The sequence below is a fragment of the Cupriavidus sp. 05N38 genome, from assembly GCF_056397345.1.
The window spans coordinates 62,600-85,325 of the sequence record NZ_JBFTNF010000024.1; the positions used below are offsets into that span (position 1 = coordinate 62,600).

10 protein-coding genes are annotated in these 22,726 nt (G+C 57.3%); all 10 read left to right on the plus strand.

The features are described 5' to 3' along the window. The first annotated feature begins 108 nt into the window (after nt 1-108). The 10 genes from dnaN (at nt 109) to dpdD (ending at nt 22,681) form a co-directional block, all read left to right on the plus strand. The gene (gene dnaN, locus AC1DK4_RS18675) at nt 109-1,224 is read left to right on the plus strand and encodes a DNA polymerase III subunit beta (RefSeq protein ID WP_441612778.1); all 1,116 of its coding nucleotides are present in this window, start codon (nt 109-111) and stop codon (nt 1,222-1,224) included. Nucleotides 1,225-1,448: 224 nt separating this feature from the next. After that, nucleotides 1,449-3,980, plus strand: a complete 2,532-nt coding sequence (gene gyrB / locus AC1DK4_RS18680) for a DNA topoisomerase (ATP-hydrolyzing) subunit B (RefSeq protein ID WP_477131691.1) — start codon at nt 1,449-1,451, stop codon at nt 3,978-3,980. Between the two features lie 775 nt (nt 3,981-4,755). After that, nucleotides 4,756-8,052 (plus strand): protein DpdE, encoded by a 3,297-nt coding sequence (gene dpdE, locus AC1DK4_RS18685; RefSeq protein ID WP_477131692.1) that lies wholly within the window; start codon nt 4,756-4,758, stop codon nt 8,050-8,052. Then, nucleotides 8,049-10,613, plus strand: coding sequence for a protein DpdF (gene dpdF, locus AC1DK4_RS18690; protein ID WP_477131693.1), 2,565 nt, complete (start codon nt 8,049-8,051; stop codon nt 10,611-10,613). The genes dpdE and dpdF overlap by 4 nt, the downstream gene beginning before the upstream one ends. Then, nucleotides 10,610-11,527 carry a protein DpdG gene (gene dpdG / locus AC1DK4_RS18695; RefSeq protein ID WP_477116796.1) on the plus strand — a complete coding sequence of 306 codons (918 nt, stop codon included), beginning with the start codon at nt 10,610-10,612 and terminating at the stop codon, nt 11,525-11,527. The genes dpdF and dpdG overlap by 4 nt, the downstream gene beginning before the upstream one ends. Then, nucleotides 11,524-14,610: a protein DpdH gene (dpdH, locus tag AC1DK4_RS18700; protein ID WP_477131694.1), complete on the plus strand. Its 3,087-nt coding sequence runs from the start codon at nt 11,524-11,526 to the stop codon at nt 14,608-14,610. The genes dpdG and dpdH overlap by 4 nt, the downstream gene beginning before the upstream one ends. Next, the gene (locus tag AC1DK4_RS18705; RefSeq protein ID WP_477116798.1) at nt 14,601-15,320 is read left to right on the plus strand and encodes a hypothetical protein; all 720 of its coding nucleotides are present in this window, start codon (nt 14,601-14,603) and stop codon (nt 15,318-15,320) included. Before dpdH ends, AC1DK4_RS18705 begins: the two co-directional genes overlap by 10 nt. 10 nt (nt 15,321-15,330) lie before the next feature. Further along, nucleotides 15,331-19,893, plus strand: a complete 4,563-nt coding sequence (gene dpdJ / locus AC1DK4_RS18710; protein ID WP_477131695.1) for a protein DpdJ — start codon at nt 15,331-15,333, stop codon at nt 19,891-19,893. Continuing rightward, nucleotides 19,890-20,423 (plus strand): phospholipase D-like domain-containing protein DpdK, encoded by a 534-nt coding sequence (dpdK, locus tag AC1DK4_RS18715; protein ID WP_477131696.1) that lies wholly within the window; start codon nt 19,890-19,892, stop codon nt 20,421-20,423. The genes dpdJ and dpdK overlap by 4 nt, the downstream gene beginning before the upstream one ends. Beyond that, the gene (dpdD, locus tag AC1DK4_RS18720) at nt 20,420-22,681 is read left to right on the plus strand and encodes a protein DpdD (RefSeq protein ID WP_477116801.1); all 2,262 of its coding nucleotides are present in this window, start codon (nt 20,420-20,422) and stop codon (nt 22,679-22,681) included. The genes dpdK and dpdD overlap by 4 nt, the downstream gene beginning before the upstream one ends. The last annotated feature ends 45 nt before the right edge of the window (nt 22,682-22,726 follow it).

The following is a 22,726-nucleotide window of genomic DNA, read 5'->3' on the forward strand; positions in this document are numbered from 1 at the left end:
CTTGGTACAATGTCAAATTAACTCCTTGATTCCTAAGTGGTTTTGGAATCAACGGAAGTTGAGGCGCAACCCGCGGTCGCTTACTACAAACGACGAAGGATAAATTCAATGCAATTGGTCAAAACCTCGCGAGACAATCTGCTGCGTCCGCTGCAAATCGTGAGCGGCATCGTGGAGCGCCGCCACACCCTCCCGATCCTGGCCAACCTGTTGATTCGCAAGTCGGGGTCCAACGTATCGTTCCTCTCGACCGACATCGAGATCCAGATCACCACGCACGCCGAATGCGGCGTGGGCAGCGACAGCGTGGCCACCACCGTGGCCGCCCGCAAGCTGCTCGACATCCTGCGCGCCATGCCCGACGGCGAAGTCGCCCTGTCGCTCAACGACAAGCGCATGACCGTGCAGTCCGGCAAGAGCCGCTTCGCGCTGCAGACCCTGGCCGCCGAGGAATTCCCCACGGTTGCCGAAGCCAGTGAGTTCGGCGCCTCGGTCAGCCTGCCGCAGAAGACCTTCAAGCACCTGCTCGCCATGGTCCACTTCGCCATGGCCCAGCAGGACATCCGCTACTACCTCAACGGCATGCTGCTGGTGGTGGACGGCAAGAAGGTCATGGCAGTCGCCACCGACGGCCACCGCCTGGCCTACTGCGGCGTGGAGCTGGACACCGCCGCCACCGGCGAAGGCGCGCGCCAGGAAGTCATCATCCCGCGCAAGACCATCCTCGAGCTGCAACGCCTGCTCGAAGACAACGACGATCCCGTGCAGGTGCAGCTGGCCGCCAACCAGGTCAAGTTCACCTTCGCCAATATCGAGCTGATCTCCAAGCTGGTCGAAGGCAAGTTCCCGGACTTCCAGCGCGTGATCCCGAAGGGCTACAAGAACGCCTTCGCCATCGACCGCGTGAAGCTGCAGCAGGCGCTGCAACGCACCGCCATCCTGACCACCGACAAGTTCAAGGGCGTGCGCTGCATCCTCGACACGCACGTGCTCAAGATCAGCTCCACCAACGCCGACCAGGAAGAGGCGCAGGAAGAGCTCGAGCTCGATTACTCGGGCGACGCCCTCGACATCGGCTTTAACGTGACCTACCTGCTCGACGTCCTTGCCAACCTCAAGAGCGAGCAAGTGCAGGTCAGCCTCGGCGACTCCAATTCGAGTGCGCTGATTACCGTGCCGGAAGACGACAACTTCAAGTATGTCGTCATGCCGATGCGTATCTGATGATCCGGTAGAAGGTAAAAGGAAAACAACATACGTAACACCGGAACATCGAACGGCAGGCTACGGCTCTCGCCTGGCAGGCGAAAGACGCACCGCAGCACGCAGGGGCCGGATTCTGGCAATCCGCCCCTTTTGCCGTTTTTATGTAACCCGCCATGCGGCCCATCGCAGCGCGCCCGACCGGGCGCCGCGCGAAACGCCGCATTCGCCGTGAGTAAGAGAACATGACCGAACAGCAACAACCGCAACCGCAACAGGAAAACAGCTACGGCGCCGGCTCGATCCAGATCCTGGAAGGCCTGGAGGCGGTGCGCAAGCGGCCGGGCATGTACATCGGCGACACGTCCGACGGCACCGGCCTGCACCACCTCGTATTCGAAGTGCTGGACAACTCCATCGACGAAGCGCTGGCCGGCTGGTGCACCGAGATCCAGGTCACCATCCACAGCGACAACTCGATCTCCATCACCGACAACGGCCGCGGCATCCCGCCCCTGGTGAAGTTCGACGACAAGCACGAACCCAAGCGCAGCGCGGCCGAAATCGCCATGACCGAGCTGCACGCCGGCGGCAAGTTCAACCAGAACAGCTACAAGGTCTCCGGCGGCCTGCACGGCGTGGGCGTGTCCTGCGTGAACGCCCTGTCCAAGTGGCTGCGCCTCACCGTGCGCCGCGACGGCCAGGCCCACCTGCTCGAATTCGCGCAAGGCGCGGTGCAGAACCGCGTGGTGGAAACCGTCAACGGCCCCGACGGCCAGCCCGTGGAAGTCTCGCCGATGAAGGTCATCGGCCCCACCGACAAGCGCGGCACCGAAGTCCACTTCCTCGCCGACGAGGCAATCTTCACCCACGTCGAGTTCCACTACGAGATCCTCTCCAAGCGCATCCGCGAGCTCTCGTTCCTGAACAACGGCGTGCACATCCGCCTGACCGACCAGCGCACCGGCAAGGAAGAAGACTTYGCCTTCTCCGGCGGCGTGAAAGGCTTYGTCGAATACATCAACCGCKCCAAGASCGTCCTGCACCCSAMCATCTTCTACGCCAAYACCGARAAAGACGGKATCGCCGTGGAAGTCTCCATGCAGTGGAACGACGGCTACAACGAGCAGGTGCTCTGCTTCACCAACAACATCCCCCAGCGGGATGGCGGCACCCACCTCACCGGCCTGCGCGCCGCGATGACCCGCGTCATCAACAAGTACATCGAAGAAAACGAGATCGCCAAAAAGGCCAAGGTAGAAACCACCGGCGACGACATGCGCGAAGGCCTGGCCTGCGTGCTCTCCGTCAAGGTGCCCGAGCCCAAGTTCAGCTCCCAGACCAAGGACAAGCTCGTCTCGTCCGAGGTGCGCCTGCCCGTGGAAGAACTCGTCGCCAAGGCCCTCTCCGACTTCCTGCTCGAGACCCCCGGCGACGCCAAGATCATCTGCGGCAAGATCGTCGACGCCGCCCGCGCCCGCGAAGCCGCCCGCAAGGCCCGCGAAATGACCCGCCGTAAAGGCGTGCTCGACGGCATGGGCCTGCCCGGCAAGCTCGCCGACTGCCAGGAAAAAGACCCCGCCCAGTCCGAACTCTTCCTGGTGGAGGGTGACTCCGCAGGCGGCTCCGCCAAGCAAGGCCGCGACCGCAAGTTCCAGGCAATCCTGCCCCTCAAGGGCAAGATCCTCAACGTGGAACGCGCCCGCTTCGACAAGATGCTCTCCAGCCAGGAAGTGCTCACGCTCATCACGGCGCTGGGCACCGGCATCGGCAAGGAAGACTACAACCTCGAAAAGCTGCGCTACCACCGCATCATCATCATGACCGACGCGGACGTGGACGGCTCCCACATCCGCACGCTGCTGCTCACGTTCTTCTACCGCCAGATGCCCGACATCATCGAGCGCGGCTACGTGTACATCGCCCAGCCGCCGCTCTACAAGATCAAGCACGGCAAGGAAGAGCGCTACATCAAGGACGACACCGAGCTCAACGCCTACCTGCTGCGCCTGGCCATGGAAAAAGCCGCGCTGGTCAACCCGGACGGCACCGAAGTCTCCGGTGACGCCCTCACCGAACTCGCCCGCCAGTACCAGCTGGCCGAAGGCGTGATCGGCCGCCTCTCCCGCATCGTAGACACCGACGCCCTGCGCGCCATTGCCGACGGCGTGGAACTGGACCTGGACAGCGCCGCCGCCGCCGAAGCCTCAGCCACCGCGCTCAAGGCCAAGCTCAGCGAAATGCACGCCAAGACCCTGCTCGGCGCCGCCGTGAACGATGACGGCACCGCCGATGTCTACGCCCAGTTCGACGAGAAGACGGACAAGCACCGCCTGATGATCGCCCGCCGCCATCACGGCAACGTGCGCCTGTCTCACCTGGACGCGGACTTCGTGCATGGYGCGGACTACGCTGCGCTGTCGCTGGCCGCCAAGACGTTCCAGGGCCTGATTCCCGAGGGCACCAAGGTACGCCGTGGCGAAGGCGAGAAGATGCGTGACCAGACCGTGAATGATTTTCACGGGGCCATGCAGTGGCTGTTGTCTGAGGCTGAGCGTGGGGTTTCGCGTCAGCGGTACAAGGGGCTGGGGGAGATGAATCCTGAGCAGCTTTTTGAAACCACGCTTGATGTTACTCAAAGGCGACTGCTTAAGGTGCAGATTGAGGATGCTATTGCTGCGGATCAGATCTTCACCACCCTTATGGGGGATGAGGTTGAGCCGCGGCGGAATTTTATTGAGAGTAATGCTTTGGTGGCTCGGAATATTGATGTTTGATCCGCTGTCTCGGCGAATTTCAGCGTTCCCACGACACGTACACCAATAAAATCAAAGGGTCACAAGCAAATGCCTGTGACCCTTTTTATATGCAATCTTATTGATCGCTACTAAACCACTGTGGCAGGCATACCGTTGAGGTAAAGCACACAACGGATTCATGAGTGGCTTGTGCAAAAGCTTGTAGATAACTGCGTCTCTTCTCGGGAGTTCCCGCGTATGTCAATACCCAATTCGGGTATGGCGTACCGGGCCGTTGCCGTTCTTCCAAGTCCTTCTCTGCCACGGGGTTCCCCTTGACTCGGACATTCCGATGTAGCTCATAGCCCCTATCGCCATCCTTGGATGCTCGTGGTCAGGGATGCCTTTGCTGCCTCTGTCTTGATGCGATGAATTTGGCGATCCATCCGGTCGCTTGGGATTAGTCCGTTTGTCGTGCCACATATCTGAGCGCCTCGTGGCGAGGCGCAGGCCTCTCAGCTCTAATGAACTCGATATTTCTGCCGTTAAGTTCACGTAATGGGGCCGTCAAAAGAGCCTCGGGTTCCGCAGGCTTGAACCCCGGCGGAGTCAGAATGGACTCGAGCATCATCTTGCCGCAGTGCTGCGCAGACTTTCCTTCTTCAATGAAGCCGAGTTTGCGAATGAGAGGGTTTTTGGCCTTGCCATGCCTGCGGAAGAGAGATCAGTTGCCGTTGTCGAAAATCGGTAACGAACTATATACTAGTTGAATGTTGCGGATGTACATCGTACTTTTTGGGGATACTTCGAAAAAATGACGTCGCCATATTGCATCGTGAAGGGCTATGAGGCCGATGGAATCGCAAAGATCATCGGGGTAAATGGTCCACGGCGAACGATCGAGTACTTTGATTTTCCGACTATTGGCGGCCGCGTGGTGCGCGAAGTCGAGGCGCCTCAGATACGGCCCAAAGTCTTAGGAAAAAACACTCGCGTTTATGTCTTCGACGAAGGCAGCATTCGCTGGCGAGTAGGGCGCGTCATTGAAGACGATGGTGAGGGACTGTTCATCCGTTTTTCGCACAAGCACGACGTATATCTTACTTATGAGCACGTGTTTGTCCGTTGGAAAAGGCCGATCGAAGATCCATCGCTGTTCCTGGCGCAGCAGATCACCGAAACGCCGCAATATGCTGAAGCACGCACTCAGTTTCTGAGTTCGTACATCGCTCAACGCGGCTTGGCTCATGGCATGTCAGCCTTGCTGTCTTCGGCAGTCGAACTAGAGGCGCATCAAATTGGCGTCGTGCGACGAGTCTTGACTGACCCATCTCAGCGGTATCTGTTGGCTGACGAGGTCGGGTTGGGAAAGACGATAGAGGCGGGTATCGTCGTTCGGCAAGCGGTACTCGACGATCCAGTCAATCATCGCATCGCTATCCTCGTGCCACGGACACTAGTGACCCAATGGCGCCGTGAATTGACGCGTCGATTCGGATTGTTCGATTTTCTTGATATTTCAGTCTTCGTTGTGGCTCATGACGATAGCGAGGGGGCATTAGTCGCCGTGGAGATGGCCACATTGCTGATCATCGACGAGGTCCATCGTATTGCCGATCCGGGGGCCGGCGATCAACATCGACAATTATATGAATTGGTAAGTCGTACCGCGAGAATTGTGCCGCGAGTGCTCTTGCTATCAGCGACACCCATTTTGCGGAACGAAGAGGGATTTCTGCGAATGCTGCATTTGCTCGAACCCGCAGTTTACTCACTGGGTGACTACGATTCGTTCCGTACAAGGATTGCACATCGCCAATCCCTTGCAGAGACCGTCGCCATGCTGGAACCGTCGCAATCCTTGTTCCTTGATGGCGTTCTAGATGATTTGCTCGATAAAATTCCTCACGACTTACGTCTCCGGGAATTGACGTTCGCCTTGAAGGCGCTACTGGTAGGCGTTCCGGAAGAAGAAGACCCGGAATTGATAGATGCGATTCGGCAATTGCGCGCGCACATCTCAGAAACCTATCGCTTGAACCGGCGTATTTTGCGTAATCGGCGTCGGCGAATTAGTGGAATAACGCCTCTGCGGAAAGGTGCCCAACCGTGGACGATGCATGACTCTTCGGCGCGTGCCATTGAGGCCACCCTTGAATCCTGGCGAATCTCCGCCGTAGCATCGCTGCGCGGGCCGGAAGATGTTAAAGACCAAGCGCCATTGATCAGCTTCTACTGGGAATGCATAACTGCCCTGCTTGAGAATATGATGGAATTCAAGCTGGTATGCAATAAAAGGAGGCAGACAATACACGCACTATCCAATGCTGTCACCGCGACCTTTGACGATGAGGATGACTATCTGGTCAAACTCCTGGCCCATTGTGACGAAGACGACTGGTTGGCGCAGCGCAGCGCAATGATCTCCGATCAGGTGCGGCAATTCTCTGCCAATACTAAGGCCATTGTCTTTTGCTCTAGTTCCGAGGTGGCAGACACTGTTTTTTGGCATCTACGAAGCAACCATGTCTCGGCGGTACGCCACGCCACGATGGAGGTCGATGACCAAGGCAGCGATCCCGACTGGGTGCGCTTTAACTCGGACGATAGTGTCAAGGTGATTGTCTGCGATCGCGAAGCCGAGGAAGGCATCAATCTCCAGGGTGGGAGCAAGGCTATTGTTCATTTCGATCTGCCGATCCATCCCAACCAAATCGAACAGCGAATTGGCCGAGTCGACCGGTATGGGTCCGGGATGCCTGTGCAGTCATACGTCCTCCTCGAGGCTACATCGACGTTGCAAAGTGCTTGGTTTGACGTGCTCAATTCCGGTTGGAACGTCTTCGGGCAATCTATCTCCAGCCTCCAGTACATCGTCGATGCGGAAGGCATCCGGTTGCAGGAAAATATCTTTCTGCACGGTATTGAGGCAATGACAGAACTCGTGGCTCGCCTGCAAGGTCCGCAGGGTCTGGTCGCTACCGAGTTGAAATTGATCGATCAGCAAGATGCACTCGATGAATTGGCGCCACTGTCTGAAAGCGATATCGAGTCGCTGCTCGAATTCGATAGCGATTGGAAGTCAATCAAGYAATCGACGCTGTATTGGATTACGGATACCTTGTTTTTTGTGCCGATACCTGAAAAAACAAAGCTACCATCTGTAGATGTGCCCACGCGCTTTCAATATAGCCCACCGGAGCAGGGTGGAAGGGCGACATTAATACCTATGTCGGGCTTTCTAGAGGATTTTTTGGGTGCCATAGATTACGAAGCCCCCGGCAGTTCATCCTTACATCCGCTTTCCTATCCGCACACGGCACATCGAACTACGGCCGTCCGGCGTGGCGTGAGGCCATTGCGGTATGGTGATGCGTTTGTTGAAGCCGTTAAGTCGTTTTCGGAAGTCGACGACCGTGGCCGCAGTTTTGCCATGTGGCGCCAGATCCATGAAGGCTTTCCAACGGATCGTTTGGAAATGTGCTTTCGCTTCGATTTTCTGATTGAAGCGCGACTTGATGAGGCTGCCGCCATTCTTGCCCAGTATGGGGAGGCGTCGAGATCTGACCTCGCAGTTTTACGCCGTCGTGGGGATGCGTTGTTTCATCCAATAGTGACCCGTGTATGGCTTAACGAGGATGGGGAGGAGTTGCCGGCCGACTACATCGCGACCTATCTTGCGCCGCGATACGCGAAAGAGGGGGGGGCCGGCTATATCGATAAGAATCTTGATTTCGAGCATTTTCGCGCCTTGAAGAAGGCAGCCCCCGATTCGCTCGCCAACTGGTCACAACGCTGTCTTCGAATGCGCGACTGTGCGTTCGACTTCGTGATGAGGCGCCCAGAGCTTAGGGCGAGCCAGCGCGAAGCAATCGACAAGGCTGTCCAGGAGGACGCGGGACGATATGCGCAATTGACTACCCGTATTCAGTCGTTGGCAGGCGCGGAGGCCGCTGCCGAGCATGCGCAATTGACCCTGGAGAAGATGCTGAATGCGGCACTGCACGCCGGTATTCAAACACCGATAATCAAGGTCGACGTGGCAGGTGTGGTCTTTCTGAGCAGCGAACCGGTCTCCGTTCTCGAACAGTCGACCGGTGGCCTCCAATGAGCTTTCTCTTTGCAGACTTGCAGTCTCTGTTCAGCGACTGGCCAGCGGCGGATCTCCCACAGCACGACGTCGGCAACCCGATCTTCACGCGTATTTTTCAAATCTTGCTTGATGCGCGACGCTCAAGCGCGAATCAGAAGTTGCACGCGGATTTGCTTCCGTTGGTCCGGCAGTGCTTGCTTCGTGAAAGCGCACAACAAGGGCACCAATTCAAGTTGCGTGTGCCGGCCAATCCATCATGGCCATCTGCAGAAGCGTGGACTGCCCACGGTGTACAGACTTTGGCCGCGGCTGATGGTAAGTCCTATCTGTTGACGGCGCAACCGTGGTCGCCAGACTGGCTAGACAGCACGGACGACGGCGCCTTTCATGATGCATATTCAGAGCGCCTGGTCCGCACCTCTGGTCAATGCCCAGCCGACCCCTTCATAACCGACGCGACCGGTTTTACTCATTATTCTTCACCCGGCCAGCGCGAGGCGGTTCGTGCGTCTTTCCTAATTCCCCCGGGGGAGACCCTCCTCGTGAATTTGCCGACGGGGTCAGGCAAAAGCCTAGTTGGGCAGGCGGGCGCACTCGTACACAAGGAGGCCGGTCATCTGACTGTCTTTGTAGTTCCGACGGTAGCACTGGCGATCGACCAGGAGCACGCCATGCTGAAGTATTTTCGGCAAGCCGATCCGATGCATGTGCCATGGCCGCTAGCCTGGTATGGCGACTTATCGAAAGAAGGACGCGCAGAGATCCGCAAGCGCCTCCGCAATGGCACCCAGCGGATTCTATTCACTTCGCCAGAGGCATTGAATACATCGCTATTGGGTGCTGTCACCGACGCAGCTCACGCGGGTATGCTGCGTTACTTGGTCATTGACGAGGCTCATTTGGTGACCCAGTGGGGCGACGAGTTCCGCCCGACATTCCAGGCGCTGGCGGGCTTGCGTAATAACTTGTTGGCAAGCGCTCCACACAGTTTCCGGACGCTATTGCTGAGCGCCACCTTTAGCGAAGAGACGGTCGAGACGCTTGCTCACCTCTTTGGCCCTGCTGAACGAGTGCAAATGGTTGCCGCTGTACACCTACGGCCGGAGCCACAATACTGGTTTTATCGTGCCACATGTCGGGCCGACAAGCATATGCGTGTGCTAGAAGCGTTGCGTCATGCGCCACGGCCATTCATTCTATATGTCACCAAGCGCGAAGATGTGCGCGAATGGGATGCGGTGCTTAGGTCGAAGGCCGGAATCCGACGGATCGCCTGCTTTGATGGTGGCACACCCGCGCGGCAGCGATTGGAGATCATCGACAACTGGCGGAAGAATAGGCTCGACGGCATTATTGCCACGTCGGCATTTGGAGTCGGTATCGACAAAGCTGATGTGCGAACCATCGTCCATGCCACGATCCCAGAAACGCTTGACCGGTTCTATCAAGAGGTTGGCCGCGGCGGCCGTGATGGCCGCGCTGCCGTCAGCCTGCTGGTATTTGATGATACCGATTGGGTGCTGCCTGCCCAAATGTCGCAACCGAAGTTGGTCACTGAGGAGATGGGCTTCACTCGCTGGAGGGCCATGTACCAGAGTCGGGAGCCTGCCGGAGAGGAGGACTTGTACCTCATCAATATCGATGCAGTACGCGATGGGCTCCCAGGCGGGAACGAATACAACGTCGACTGGAACATGCGAACACTCATCCTCATGGCCCGCGCGGGCATGATATCGCTAGACGTGGAACCCAACCAAGATCCAGACGAGGAAGGGGACGGATTTGGCTCATCACGGCTTGCTGCTAAGGCAAAAATTCGCGTTCGTATCCTCGACAACGGCCATCTGTTGCCATCGGTGTGGGAGCAACATGTGACCAGTGCACGCGACAAAACGAAATCCGCGGCTCAGAAGAATTTTTCACTCATGCAGCGATTGCTGAACGGAAAGACGGAGGWTGGAGGAGCGCTTGGTGAACTGTATCGGATTCGCTTGCCGCAGTGGCCAGTGGGCGTTACGCAAGTATGCGGTGGGTGCAAGGAGGATCGCTTCTCTGGCAATGCGACGCGGACCTATCGGCTGCCGTTCCCGATTCCCATCGCGCGGACCTGCCAAAGCGATTTCTCGGCATGGAACCAACGATTTAGCTGGATCGATCCGGCCTTCGTTTATGTCTTTTACGATGCAGATGCGCCTGCGCTGACACAGTCGATAATCAAAGTTGTCGGGTGGCTCGTGCAAGAGTGCGGCGTACGGGAAGTGGCAGCAGATGCCACCTCTAGCGTCTGCGGAGAGCCCGCCTGGTGGTTGCTCTACCGCCGTGCTCGTGCCGGCGTCGTGATTCATCAAGGCCTCGACGAAAGTAATGGAGAACCGTACACGCCACTGGCGCGCGTCACAGTCTTGGGACGCGACGTGGCACCGGACGTATTCGAACGTGTTCAACTCCTACAACGGCCACAGCATCTCATCTTCCTGCCTCGCAGTTCTCTGGATCCCTCAAATTCCCAGCGTCGCTTGGCCGACATCAGCCCCTACGCCACGCATCTTGAACATTTACTACTTACGATCAGCCAGTGACTATCAACAATCTCGCCAGTGACGGCTTGCATTCGCACATGATCATTCTGGCTCGCGCGCTTTTCAAGCAAGGTCCATTAGCTAAAGAGGAATTGGTTTCCATGTGCTCACCGCCAAGCGTTGAGACCGGAAAGGACCCGGACCTTACGCGCCTGCGTGCCGCAATGGCGCGCTGGATTGAGTTGGGGTTGTTCTCCGACGACGCCGGCGTTGTGCGACTCACTGAAGAACGCCTGCGCGGCGAGACCCTGGAGACTTGGACAGATCGCCTGCCTGCAAGATGCCGTTATCTTATTCTGCAATCAGAGCACTGCTTGCCAATCTGGGGGGCCTTAGGTAGCGAAAAAACTGAGGAGGGAGCCGCACGGGCCGCGGACTTTGCGCGAGCCCTGTCATGGGTGCTGGCGCAAGACATTTACGCGTTGCCGAACTCTGACATCGAGCACCTCGAACGCACGCAAGTCCCTAGCCCACATTTCATTTTTATGAACGATTCTCGCTGGCCGGGCATGCGCGTCTGGGCGCGCTATCTCGGCTTCGCAACGGGTGACGACAATAGCTTCTTCCTCGATCCAACCGAGGCAGTACGCGGTGAATTGGCGCACGTGCTGCCGAGCCAACAGGCTGTGCCGGCGGATGCCTTTATCGATGCGTTGGCTACGCGGCTGCCGGTCCTCGATCGCGGACAATACCGGCGCCAAGTCGAAGAGATATTGCGGTCAGAAAACTGGCGTCGAACTCCTGCCGAACATCTGTCCATGTCGCTGTCGTTGGCTCTGCGCCGCCTTGAGTTGAACGGCAACATCGCGCTAGAGAAAAGGGCCGATGCTGGCACCGCACTGACGCTCACAGGCCGCGCGTACCGTACCTGGTCCAGCTTTACCCATGTCCGCTTCTTGGGAGACGCCAATTGAGTTTGCTGAATTACTGGCCCACCGCAGAGGAAGTCAATAGCTGTATCAAACCGGAAGCCGAAGGTGCTCCGGAATCTGTGCTATTGGCAGTGCATCAGCCATCGCCGCTCTCGTACCGGCAGTTGCCGAGCGGAGAAAAGTTGCCGGCATCCGAAGATGATCTTTACGAGTACTTCATGACGGCCAATGTGCCGACTGGCGCCCATGTCGTCCCGATTACCGGCTCGTCGGGTGTGGGCAAGTCGCACTTGGTACGTATTCTGGCCGCTCGGTTGCGTAGTCTGCCGCAGCCAGATCGCTATCTCGTAATCCGGATTCCCAAGAGCGCAAGTTTGCGTAGCGTAGTCGAATTAATCCTGGCGCCTTTGCCAGACAATCAATACGGTTCTGTCAAACAGGAATTTAAGAAGGCCCTTGCCGAGATCACTATTGACACGGCGGTGATCAGTTTTCAGGCACAACTTGAAATCGCCCTGGAGGATCTCGCCAAGGACTTAAGGGAGCAGGTACAGGCGAATCCGACCAATACGGTTCTGAAGGAGCAATTGGCGCACGCACGAATGCTACCAAAGTTCCTGGCCGATGCCTCTGTCGTTGATCATATTCGTGCGCAGGTCTYATCGAAAGTGGTTAAACGCGCTGTTGCTGGACAGTCGGCTGAGGGGCAGTCGGCGAGCTCCGACGACTTCTGTGCTGATGACTTCGTGCTGCCGGACTCGATCGACCTCGACAGGGATGCATCGCTGACGGTGAGACAATACTACCGTATGCAAATGGAGGCCCGTGAGGGCCATGGTAGGCGCGTTGCGGCCAACCTGCTAAATGGGCGCGTTGTTGATCAGGCAACCCGGCAGTTGTTTCAATTGCATGAAGCGATGGGCGGGATGACCTTGCAGGACGTCATACTCGAAATTCGGCGCCTGCTGTTGAAGTCAGACCGTGAACTCGTCATCCTCGTCGAAGATTTCAAGGCATTAACCGGCATCCAGGAAACGCTGTTGAACGTCCTTATTCAGGAGGGGGTGCGCGACGGGGTTAGGGAATTCGCGACAATGCGCTCGGCCATTGCCGTCACCGATGGCTACTTGACGGGTAAGGACACCATTGCGACCCGTGCAAAGCGCGAATGGATTGTCGAGAGTCATTTGAGAGACAAGGAGGAGGTCCTGCAGCGCACCACCCGACTGGTGGCCGCCTATCTGAATGCGGCGCGTTGGGGCGAAGCCGCACTGGCGCGCCACTATGCGCAGCGCGACCACTCTAGAGAGAATGCGCGTGCTTGGATCCCGCCGTATCGACATCCAGACGATGGAGGAGACAACAAACTCGTTGCTTTCGGTAAGGTCGACGATACGCCCTTATTTCCGTTCACGACATCGGCAATTGCTTGCCTGGCCGAGATGACGCTCCGACAAGGAGATGCCTTGGTATTCACTCCAAGGCTTATCATCGATCATATTATTCGTAGTCCGCTGCTGATCGGACGTGGTGCCTTCGATGAAAAGCGATTTCCGCCCCCAGGATTCGCAGGCCCAGCCAACAATGCGGATGTCTCGCAATGGCTAACGGCGCAACCATTTACCGCTGATCAAAGGCGCCGCTATTCCGCGGTGGTAAGCATCTGGGGCAATCAGCCGCAAAGTCGCGCAGACATCGGACGAATTCCGCGTGAGGTGTTCCAGGCGTTCGACCTGCCCGTTCCCGACGTCGATTTTGTTCCTGAACCCCAACAGCCGATCGGCCCTGGGCCCGAACCGGCGCCGCTGCCAACGTTGCCGCCCGGCCCATCATCGGAAGAACGAACCCTGCAGGAAACCCTTGAACGCTGGGTGCAGGAAAACGAGCGACTACCGTCGCGCATCGCAAACGATATTCGCAAGGAACTAGCGGCAGCGATCAGTGAACGCATTGACTGGAATGGCGAGCGCTGCCAGAGGATGCCGCTGCAACCCGATCGCATTTCCATACCAAATGCCCAGGGCCAGGGAGGTGTTGCCGCGCAGTCTCTGCAAGTAGCAGAGGATAACCGCGACCCGACGGGACGTCTCCGCAGCGAGTTGATGGCATTGATACGTTTCTACAAGTTCAGAAAGAAGAAGTTCGATTACCCAGAGGCTGATGACGATTTGGCGCGTGTGGGCAACCTCGTATCGCGTCTCGTTCCCGAAGCACGGCGTTTACTCCGGACAGATGCTGAGCAGCGTTTGCGAACCGCAACGCGTGCACTGGTCGCAAATAGTCGCCTACTTGGCATTAACGAGCGTGGCCGTACCCCGTCGAGCTTGATTGCATTCCTTTTTGGCAAACCGCAACTGAAAGAAAGGTCCGCCGAGTTCGCACCGGTAACATATCAGGAGTGGCGCGCGTTGCAGGACGAGGCTCTTTTGCTTCGACCGAGCCTAATACAGTTGGTGTTGGCCCAGTGTGGTTGTTTCCAAGGCAACATTGGGAAGATCGCATATGGCGTCGATATCATGCGAGTGCTCGAGCATCTCGCCAAGGATGACGACCGCGCGGAACCTGAACTCATTCCGCAGGAAATACGGGCACAGGTCACAGCGATGTCAGAGCCACGCGTCGTGGTGCGCGCGAAGAGAGTGCTCGAGGAAGCCGTTCGCATTGCCTCCTCTCTGCAACAGGAACTCGGTGACGATATTGCCAAGCAAGAGGTGGCCGATGCGCTGAAAGAACTTGGCGACGAAATGTCGGATAGAGGCGGATGGAGCCGGGATGATCTCGGAACACCAGCGACATTCAAAAAGCTGTGCGAAGCCTTTCGTGCTGCCGCCCTGAAGGAATCTCTGACTACTCTGCAGGCATCAGTGGCCGATAGCGACCAAGATCAGATCAGACTGATCACCCGTCTGGCACAATTGGATATCAATCCTATGATTATCGCGCAACGATTTGTCAAAGAGGGACGCACGGTCGTGACTAGTGCCCAAAAACAAGTGCAGCTTCTCGAGGCGCAATCACAAGGCATCGATCCGGCAACGCAGGCGCAAAGTATTCGCACCATGTTCGAGACGCTGCTAGCTGATCTGACGACGCTGGAAGCGCAAGGGGAGAAGACATGTTGTTAGACGATGCTTTGCGTGCCACGGAGCGCCTCATACAACTGGATGCCGCCCGCAACGGCGTAGAGGAGGCAGAAATTCTTGCCGGCCTCAGCGAGGAATTGCAAGTTCGGAAAAACCGCCTGCGCGCACTGATCGATCGTGTCACTATGTTGTGCCAGGAGGGGGTACCAATGACGATACCCTCCGATATTCCAGCAGTTAGGGATGTGATTGCTAAAGCATCCGATCGCTTTTCCGAATCGACAAAGTCTTCGACGCTCAAGCAGGGCCAACGCTGGACTCAATTGATCGCCAAACTCGATGCCCTACTTAGTGGCTTCGAGGCAACACAGCGGCAGGATTGGAAACATTACTTCGGTTCGCGTCTATTTGCCGGGCTATCGCCAGATCAGCGGCGCTCGACCTTAGTGCTGCATCTTCCTGGTAACAAGCAGGCAATTGGGCGCTATGCAGAACTCTATGAACGCTTTAGCCGCTATCGGCAGTCGATTCCACCGACCCCTGAAGCCGTTCGCGACGTGCACTACTGCTCCGATGAGTTAGCGAAGATTACATTTATAGAGGCCCATGATATGCCGGCGGCGGTTAAGCGTTTCTTCGACGCATCGGCTACCAGCGCCGGGGCGAGTTTGGAGTTGGTGGGCGCAGAAGTCGTTGCCTGGTTGCACGAGCACGGCCTATTGAGCAGCTATGTAGTTCGCGCGAAATCGTGATGGGATTGCCATGACCACAACAAGAGAGCGCTTCCTTCTTAATACCCTAGACGTGATCGAAGAGCGCGAAGCGCGCTTACTCGCCTGGGGAATTGTTGACGGCCAATTTAGTCGCCAGGAATTTGTCGATTTGATCGACCGTCGAATCGACGAAGGATTGGCCGAGGGAATTGATGACTTTCTTGATGCCGATGCAGTCATTCAGATCTTGCGTTCGCGGCAGTGGATAACTGTCGTCGATTTGGAGGATGGCGCTGTGGCATACCGGTCCCGCATGGCCGAGACCGTGCGATTGCTGTCGCGATTGCGTCAACTGTTTCCCAAACATGCCGGCGAAACGGGCTGGCAACGGGCGCCGACGCTGGTGGCCGATTTCCGATTTTTGCGGCGACCGCGTCAATATCCGAAGAGGAACCGATCAGTTGAGGATGCGCTTGTAGTTCTGCGCAACGTGACATCTAACGCCTCATTGCTACAGGCCGCTCGGGCCTTGTTGACACCCGGTGGCCGCGCCTTCAATCTGGCTGGATTCCAGGTGCGCGCGGCCGAGCGCATCGTTCGTGGTATCGAAACCGATGCGCCACTTGCGACTATAGTCTGCGCCGGCACCGGGAGCGGCAAGACGCTCGCCTTTTATTTGCCAGCACTAGCCTCAATTGTCCGTCATTTGCTCGCCGAAAGCATTTCCAAGCCATGGGTCAAGGCAATTGCGCTGTATCCTCGAGTGGAATTGCTCAAGGATCAGTTGCGGGAAGTATTGAAACGATCGCTTGCTTTGAGACAGGCTCTGTCGAGCGAATTGCGACACACGATCCGCGTCGGCGCCTATTTTGGCGACACGCCAGGTTCGGCCCAGACGTGTAATTGGCCTAAAGTGGGCGATGATCGTGTCTGTACTGTGCTCAATTGCCTGGAGTGCGGTGGCGACTTGCGCTGGCGCGAACAGGATCGGCGTACCGGACGCGAACGACTCATTTGCGCGAAGTGCGCGTTCGAGATAGACGGGGAGATCTTTCCCCTCACACGCGACACCATCAAGAAGCGGCCACCGGACGTGCTGTTCACCACAACTGAAATGCTGAATCAACGCCTATCCGACAGCGCGTCGTTTCATCTCTTCGGTGTGGGCCCTCATGCGATTCGTCCGCCTGAATTAGTGCTTCTGGACGAAGTCCACACCTATGAGGGGCGGCATGGCGCACAGGTCGCGTACTTGATGCGACGGTGGCAACGCTTGCTTGAGCAGTCGTTGCGGTTCGTTGGATTGTCGGCCACGCTGCGCGATGCTACGACATTTTTCTCCGCGCTCACCGGTTGTTGGCCTAGTTTGGTCGAGGAAGTTTCACCTCAACCGCGCGAAATCGAGACGGAAGGTGCTGAGTATCTGCTGGCCCTACGCGGCGATCCGGTATCGCGTGCTGCATTGCTGTCGACGACAATCCAGACGACTATGGTGTTGCAACGGTGCATGGATCCCAAGACACGCGAACTCGCTGATTCCGTCAGCGGGGGCGTCTTCGGGCAGAAGACTTTCGTGTTTACGGACAATCTTGATGTCATCAATCGCCTGTATTTCGATCTCTTGAGCGCGGAGGGGCGTAACAGTTATGGCGATCCCGACATGCGGCACGCGCCGGAAGGCGGATTGGCTTACCTCCGGAAACAGGGCACATCGCACTTTCGCTACATCAATGGGCAGGACTGGCGCGTTTGCGAAAGTCTTCATGGTGATGTGAGGACGCGCCTTAACGTCAAGCGCGTCAGTTCCCAAGACCGCGGTGTCGATCCGTCGGCCGATGTGGTGGTCGCCACCGCGGTCCTAGAGGTAGGCTTCGATGATCCCGCGGTGGGCGCAGTGGTGCAGCACAAGGCACCGCGCGGCATCGCGAGTTTCCTGCAGCGCAAGGGGCGGGCCGGGCGTAGTCGTGGCATGCGTCCATGGACCACTGTGGTGCTCTCCGACTATGGCCGCGATCGCGCAGCGTATCAGTCCTATGATCTGCTGTTCGATCCCGAGCTCCCGGTGCGAACACTACCCGTGGCAAACCGCTATCTCACGCGTATGCAGGCGGTCTACGCCACAATCGACTACCTGGGCCTGCGCCTGCAGGACGCGCCGCCCGGCAGCATCTGGCTGGATTTGAGCGGCCCGACCGGTAGTGCGCAGCGGGGCGCGCGCCTGCAACGTGAGATACAACAGATTCTTGAGACCGATGCCGGCACTCTGCGCCTTGCCCGTTACTTGGAGCGCGCCCTGAAATTGTCCGCCGACGATGTTTCCGCTCTGCTCTGGGAATACCCCAGGCCACTAATGACTACGGTGTTGCCRACTGCCTTGCGACGCCTTGCGACCTCTTGGAGCGCCGAAAACGAAGGGGGCAAGGACTATCAGATTGCCAACAATCCTCTGCCGGAATTCATTCCCGCTTCGCTGTTTGCCGACCTCAATCTTGCCGAGGTCACTATCGACTTGCCCGGCGCTGATCAGGCCAAGCTGTTTGATCAACCTGCCATGTCGATTTTTGCGGCGCTGCGTGAATTCGCTCCGGGCCGCGTCAGCCGCCGCTATGGGGTTCACCACAAATCGGAGCGCTACTGGCTGGCACCGACACAGGCATGGGAAGAGGACGTGCCATGCGGTGAGGAGATCAACACGTTGTTGGATGTGAAGTCGATCGGCCAGTGTGTCTATCTCGGTGACTACCTCGTTTGGAATGGCGATAGCAGTATTGCGATGCCTGTCTATCGACCGCTATCCCTAGAGCCGAAGGCGCCCCCGAAAGCAGTTAAGGATTCTTCGAACTCGATGCTGCATTGGCATAGCCAATTGGTGCCGGAAGTCGAGCCAATTTGGTTGTCGGCGCCCACCGGCGGCATTTGGCCCGATGTGATCGCACAGGTCGGCTTCTTCACTCACGCGCGGCATGCGCCGATTGAGGTTCGGCGGTTTGCAAGTGGTGCTTCAGCGGAGATTGGGGTCGACCAGGAGAAAACGCGAGCTGAGGTGACATTTGCACTGGACGAGTGCCCCGTTGCGTTGGGAGCCAAATTTGCCGCAGATGGGGTGCTGTTTCAGTTGCGCATACCGACAGGCCTTTATTCTCGGCAGGGAAAGGGAACCGAGCGCAAGTGGCAAGCCCTACGCCTGGCGCGCTTCAGTGACCAGGCATGGCGCGGCAAAACCCTAGAGATGGTGCCTAACCCGTTTGCCCGCGAATGGCTTGCGCAGATTTATCTTTCGGCGATTACGTATATCTCGGTTCGGGAGTGCATGAGTTTGGCATCAGCCGATCGGGCGCTTCTATCCGATACGGCCAGCGTTAGTATGGCCGATGTACTAAATATGATGTTTCAGTCGCATATCGTGGAGGCCCATCAAGGAGAGGGGCACGATTCCCCACCTGACAAGCTTCGCCAGGATCTGGACGATTACCTACGTCGCCATGAGGTGCTTGAGGCGCTGCATATGGCAGGTCACGTCCTCTGGGAGCCGATTACGGAAGAATGGGAATCCTGGCTGCAGGGCGTTTATCATGCCACGTTTGCAGCCGCAATCCTGCGGACAGTAACTGACCTGTGCCCCACAATTGATGCTGAGGACTTGAGCGTAGACCTGTCGCGCGGCCCGGTCGCACCAAACCACGAGCAAGGCTTCAACCCCGGCTTGCACGAAATCTGGCTAACCGAGAAAACTCCTGGCGGTAGCGGATTGATTGAGCAAATCATGGGTCATTATGCGGAAGATCCACGTCGATTTTTCTCAATGGTGCGCGCCAATCTGGATACGAGCGAGTTCGAACTGATCGACCATCAGATGGCCGACCTGCTGCGTTTGCTAACGCAGCAAGCCGACTCGGACGTCGCGCGATTGATTCATGAGTTCCGTGCCGCAGGCGGGCATGTCGAAATGACGCGGATTCTAGGCCGCCTGCGGCGCGCGCTGGTCGAAGCAGGATTCTCTCCTTTCCACGGTTTCATCGTCTCGATGGGCAACCGAATCTTACGCCAGGGAGCGGGACCAGCGACAGATCGCTATCTCGCTTCCGTTCTTTCGCGTTGGGACTCAGAGGAAGAGCGCCTTGGCATCGAGATCGACTTGCGCGTCATGAGCTATTTCTTGAGTCAAGCGGATGAGATCGATCACATGGTATCGGAATTTGGCGCCGCAATTGGCGCTGATCGCGGTGCCTGGCGCATTAGTGCGATCTACGGCCTCCTGTGGGCGCGCGGGAAGGCCGTGCGCCAAACCGCGTTGCAACTGCGAAGCGCGTTTTGCGATCTGCCGACGATTGAGCGTCTTCTTGTGGCCGAAACGATCGCCGATGACCGCGTTAGGGTAGACGTTACCGCGACTGACTGGCTTGCGCAGACTGCGGCCCATCTGTCGGACGGTAGACTGGTGACGCTTACCTGCAATGAGAGAGAACGCATGTTGTTGGGTAATGCACTCAACGCTCTCGTGACAAATCCGATTGATGCCGGATACATCCGTGCGTATGCACGCCTGCAGGGAGTGCGACAGTCGGCCGGTACATTACAAGCCGATATCGAATTGATTGAGGCATTGCAATGACATATCTGTATCGCCGCATATTCAAGACTCAGACGACAGGCGCAGTGACGGTGCAGGAATTGCTGCAAACCATGTTTGTCTCCGAAATGCTAAGAGCTGGTGGCGAACTCTGGATTGTCTCGCCATGGATTAGCGATGTCGTATTGATCGACAACAGATCGGGAAACTTCGATTTACTCAATCCCGAATGGGGGCGCCGCGAAATTCGCCTGGTTGATGTTTTGGCGGCCCTGATGACGCGCGGGACCACTGTCTCCATTGTCACGCGCAGCGACGAGAGCAATCGCAACTTCTTGACGAAGTTGCGCCATCTAGTCGAGCAGCACGTGCTCCACGAGCGTGCGACGATTACGATCCATGATCAATTGCACACGAAAGGGATTTTACTGTCGAATAGCTTGCTGATGGGCTCCATGAACCTGACCTACAACGGTATGGTGATCAATGACGAGTGGGTAGAGTTCTCGCTTGACCCGGAGGATCTAGCCCGCACCCGCCTTGAATTTCGCCGCTATGTGGAGGCGTCATGAACGATCGGATTCCCGGCGGAGAGGCCGCTTGGTTGGCGCGTTTCTTCGCTGGGCGCAACGCGCTGCACTGGGACGCGATCACCGGCAACACTGCGCCAATGGCGTGGAGCGAGCAAGTTATACCTTGGATAGACTATTTTCTTGCCACGGAAGGACGGGCGCCACTAATCCTACCCATATTCTCGGCACAGGGTCCGATTGCCTGGTATGCGGTCGCCCACGACAGTAATAGCGCCGCAGCACTGGCGGACGAACTCGCTAGCGTGGTCGGGGCTAGCTACAGCGATTTCCGTGGCCATCCGATCACCCATAACGCCGATGACCCGATCGAAGCCGCTTTGCATGAGCGGTTCGGTCGTCATCTGTTTCGATTTACTGCGGTGTCGGACCGTGCGCGCGTAGGGATCGTCAGCGCCTTGTCTCTCTATTTGACGGTACTGCGGCGGCGTCCGGTCACGCCGGATCGAACACAGCAACCATTTGGTAAATTGCGAGGCGACTTCGATCGCGCCCTGTTAGCCGGTAATGAAAAGGCGGCAAGGAACTTGCTGGAGGCACTTTGTGCCACCGGCCGCGTCAATGTCGAACAGCGCCAATTTCTCGATATCCGTTTGCAGGCAGGCTTGGGGTGGCAGGATGATATTGCGCACAATTACACTTTGATTAAAGCGGTGATGGATCTTGCGTTGCCGCCGCAGACCATCATCGACATAGTAGATTCGCTCTACCAGGCCCACATCGCGCGCATGGAGCATGACCCGGATTCGCGCATCATCATCGCGGAGTTCAAGCAGGCGATCGCCAGGCCATTTAGTGCGCTTTTCAAGGAGCGTAAGGGCATACGACATCCGAATGTGCTCAAGGCCTTCCTGCTGTTCGAGCTGACACAGGACGAACCGAATCCCATTCGCTGCGAGGCGATCCTGAGCGCGTATCCGTTTGGTGCGGCAGGCAAGGAACTCCTGCAGCGGTGGTGGGAGCACGCCAAGAAGCGTACTCCTGGGAAGACCTCCCCAGAAAAGACACTCGACCTAGTCAAGCAGGCTTTGGCGGATGAGGACTATGAGGCGGCGGTCGACTTATGCCAGAGCGCCCTACCCCATTCCTGGGCCTATAGTGGGCTTCTGCGCTGCGCGGCCGAGCTCCACGATTCTGCATTGACCGCGAAGGTCCTGGCGCTTGTCGATGATGCTGATGACTCCGCGCGGGTCATATGGACGGAGCGTGATCAGACCCGCATTGACAAATTGCGCGGTGCCCAGCCTGTGGCAATGCCGAGCGATGTCCGCGCTTCCTGGCTATCGTGGTCTCGTACCGTCGTGGATTGYGCTTACCAAACGTCGCCGATCGCGCTACTTGATCAGTGCGTTACTCAATGGAGCGTGGAAGATTACATAGTCGATGTGAAGTCGTGCGAGACACTCGTGCAACTCATTGGAAATGCTAAAGGTAAGGCAGAGCAAATTTTTCGTGATGCGTATCCTTATCTCGTCGAGTTCTTTGTCGCTCGCCCGGCACAACCCGTGCGCGGATTTATTCCCCTCTATGAAATGCTGATCAAAATGATCGCGTGGAATGATGGGGCATCCCCTGACGAGTTGGCACTGACGTCAGAACTACTTCAGGCTCTAGTGGGCCTTGGGCTAAGCAGAGCGCATTATGTCGAGGCACTCGATGACCTCAGCGAGATATTGACCGCGAACCGAGCGTTCACGCATCTGGACTGGGCCTTAAATACGACGGAAATCTTGGGGTTGCAATCAGCACCGGACCCGGAAGCGAGGTTGCGGTATTTCATGCAAGTGCTCGATCTCGTGCGTGCCTATGCTCATCGCGTGACTGAGTCGCAGCGTATGATCTTGCGAATCCTGGCGAAAGATTACGATTGCCTTGACTTGCTCGACACCCTGCCAGCGTTGGATCAGACTGATGCGAGTCGCGACCATTTCGGCGATTTTGCCGGCCTGATTGGGATCTACACCCTAACCGAATCGGCGGGACAGCGCGCCAAGCAAGTATTGCTAAAACTGCTGCCGCAGGTCAGGGTGGAAATCAACGCTGATCACGCGGCAACAGATCGCTTGCGCCATCTTTCTACGAATGCTGATATCTTTGTCTTCGCCTGGAGAAGCAGCAAGCATCAGGCATATTACTGCGCGAAAGAAGCTCGTGGCGACCGTGGGTTGCAACTTCCTGTTGGCAAGGGGAGTGCCAGTATTCTGGATAGTGTCTTTAAAGAACTGGCACGTCAGGCATGAGGTGATATGCAGTTAACACTGCAGAACTCAGGCACTCTGTAGAGT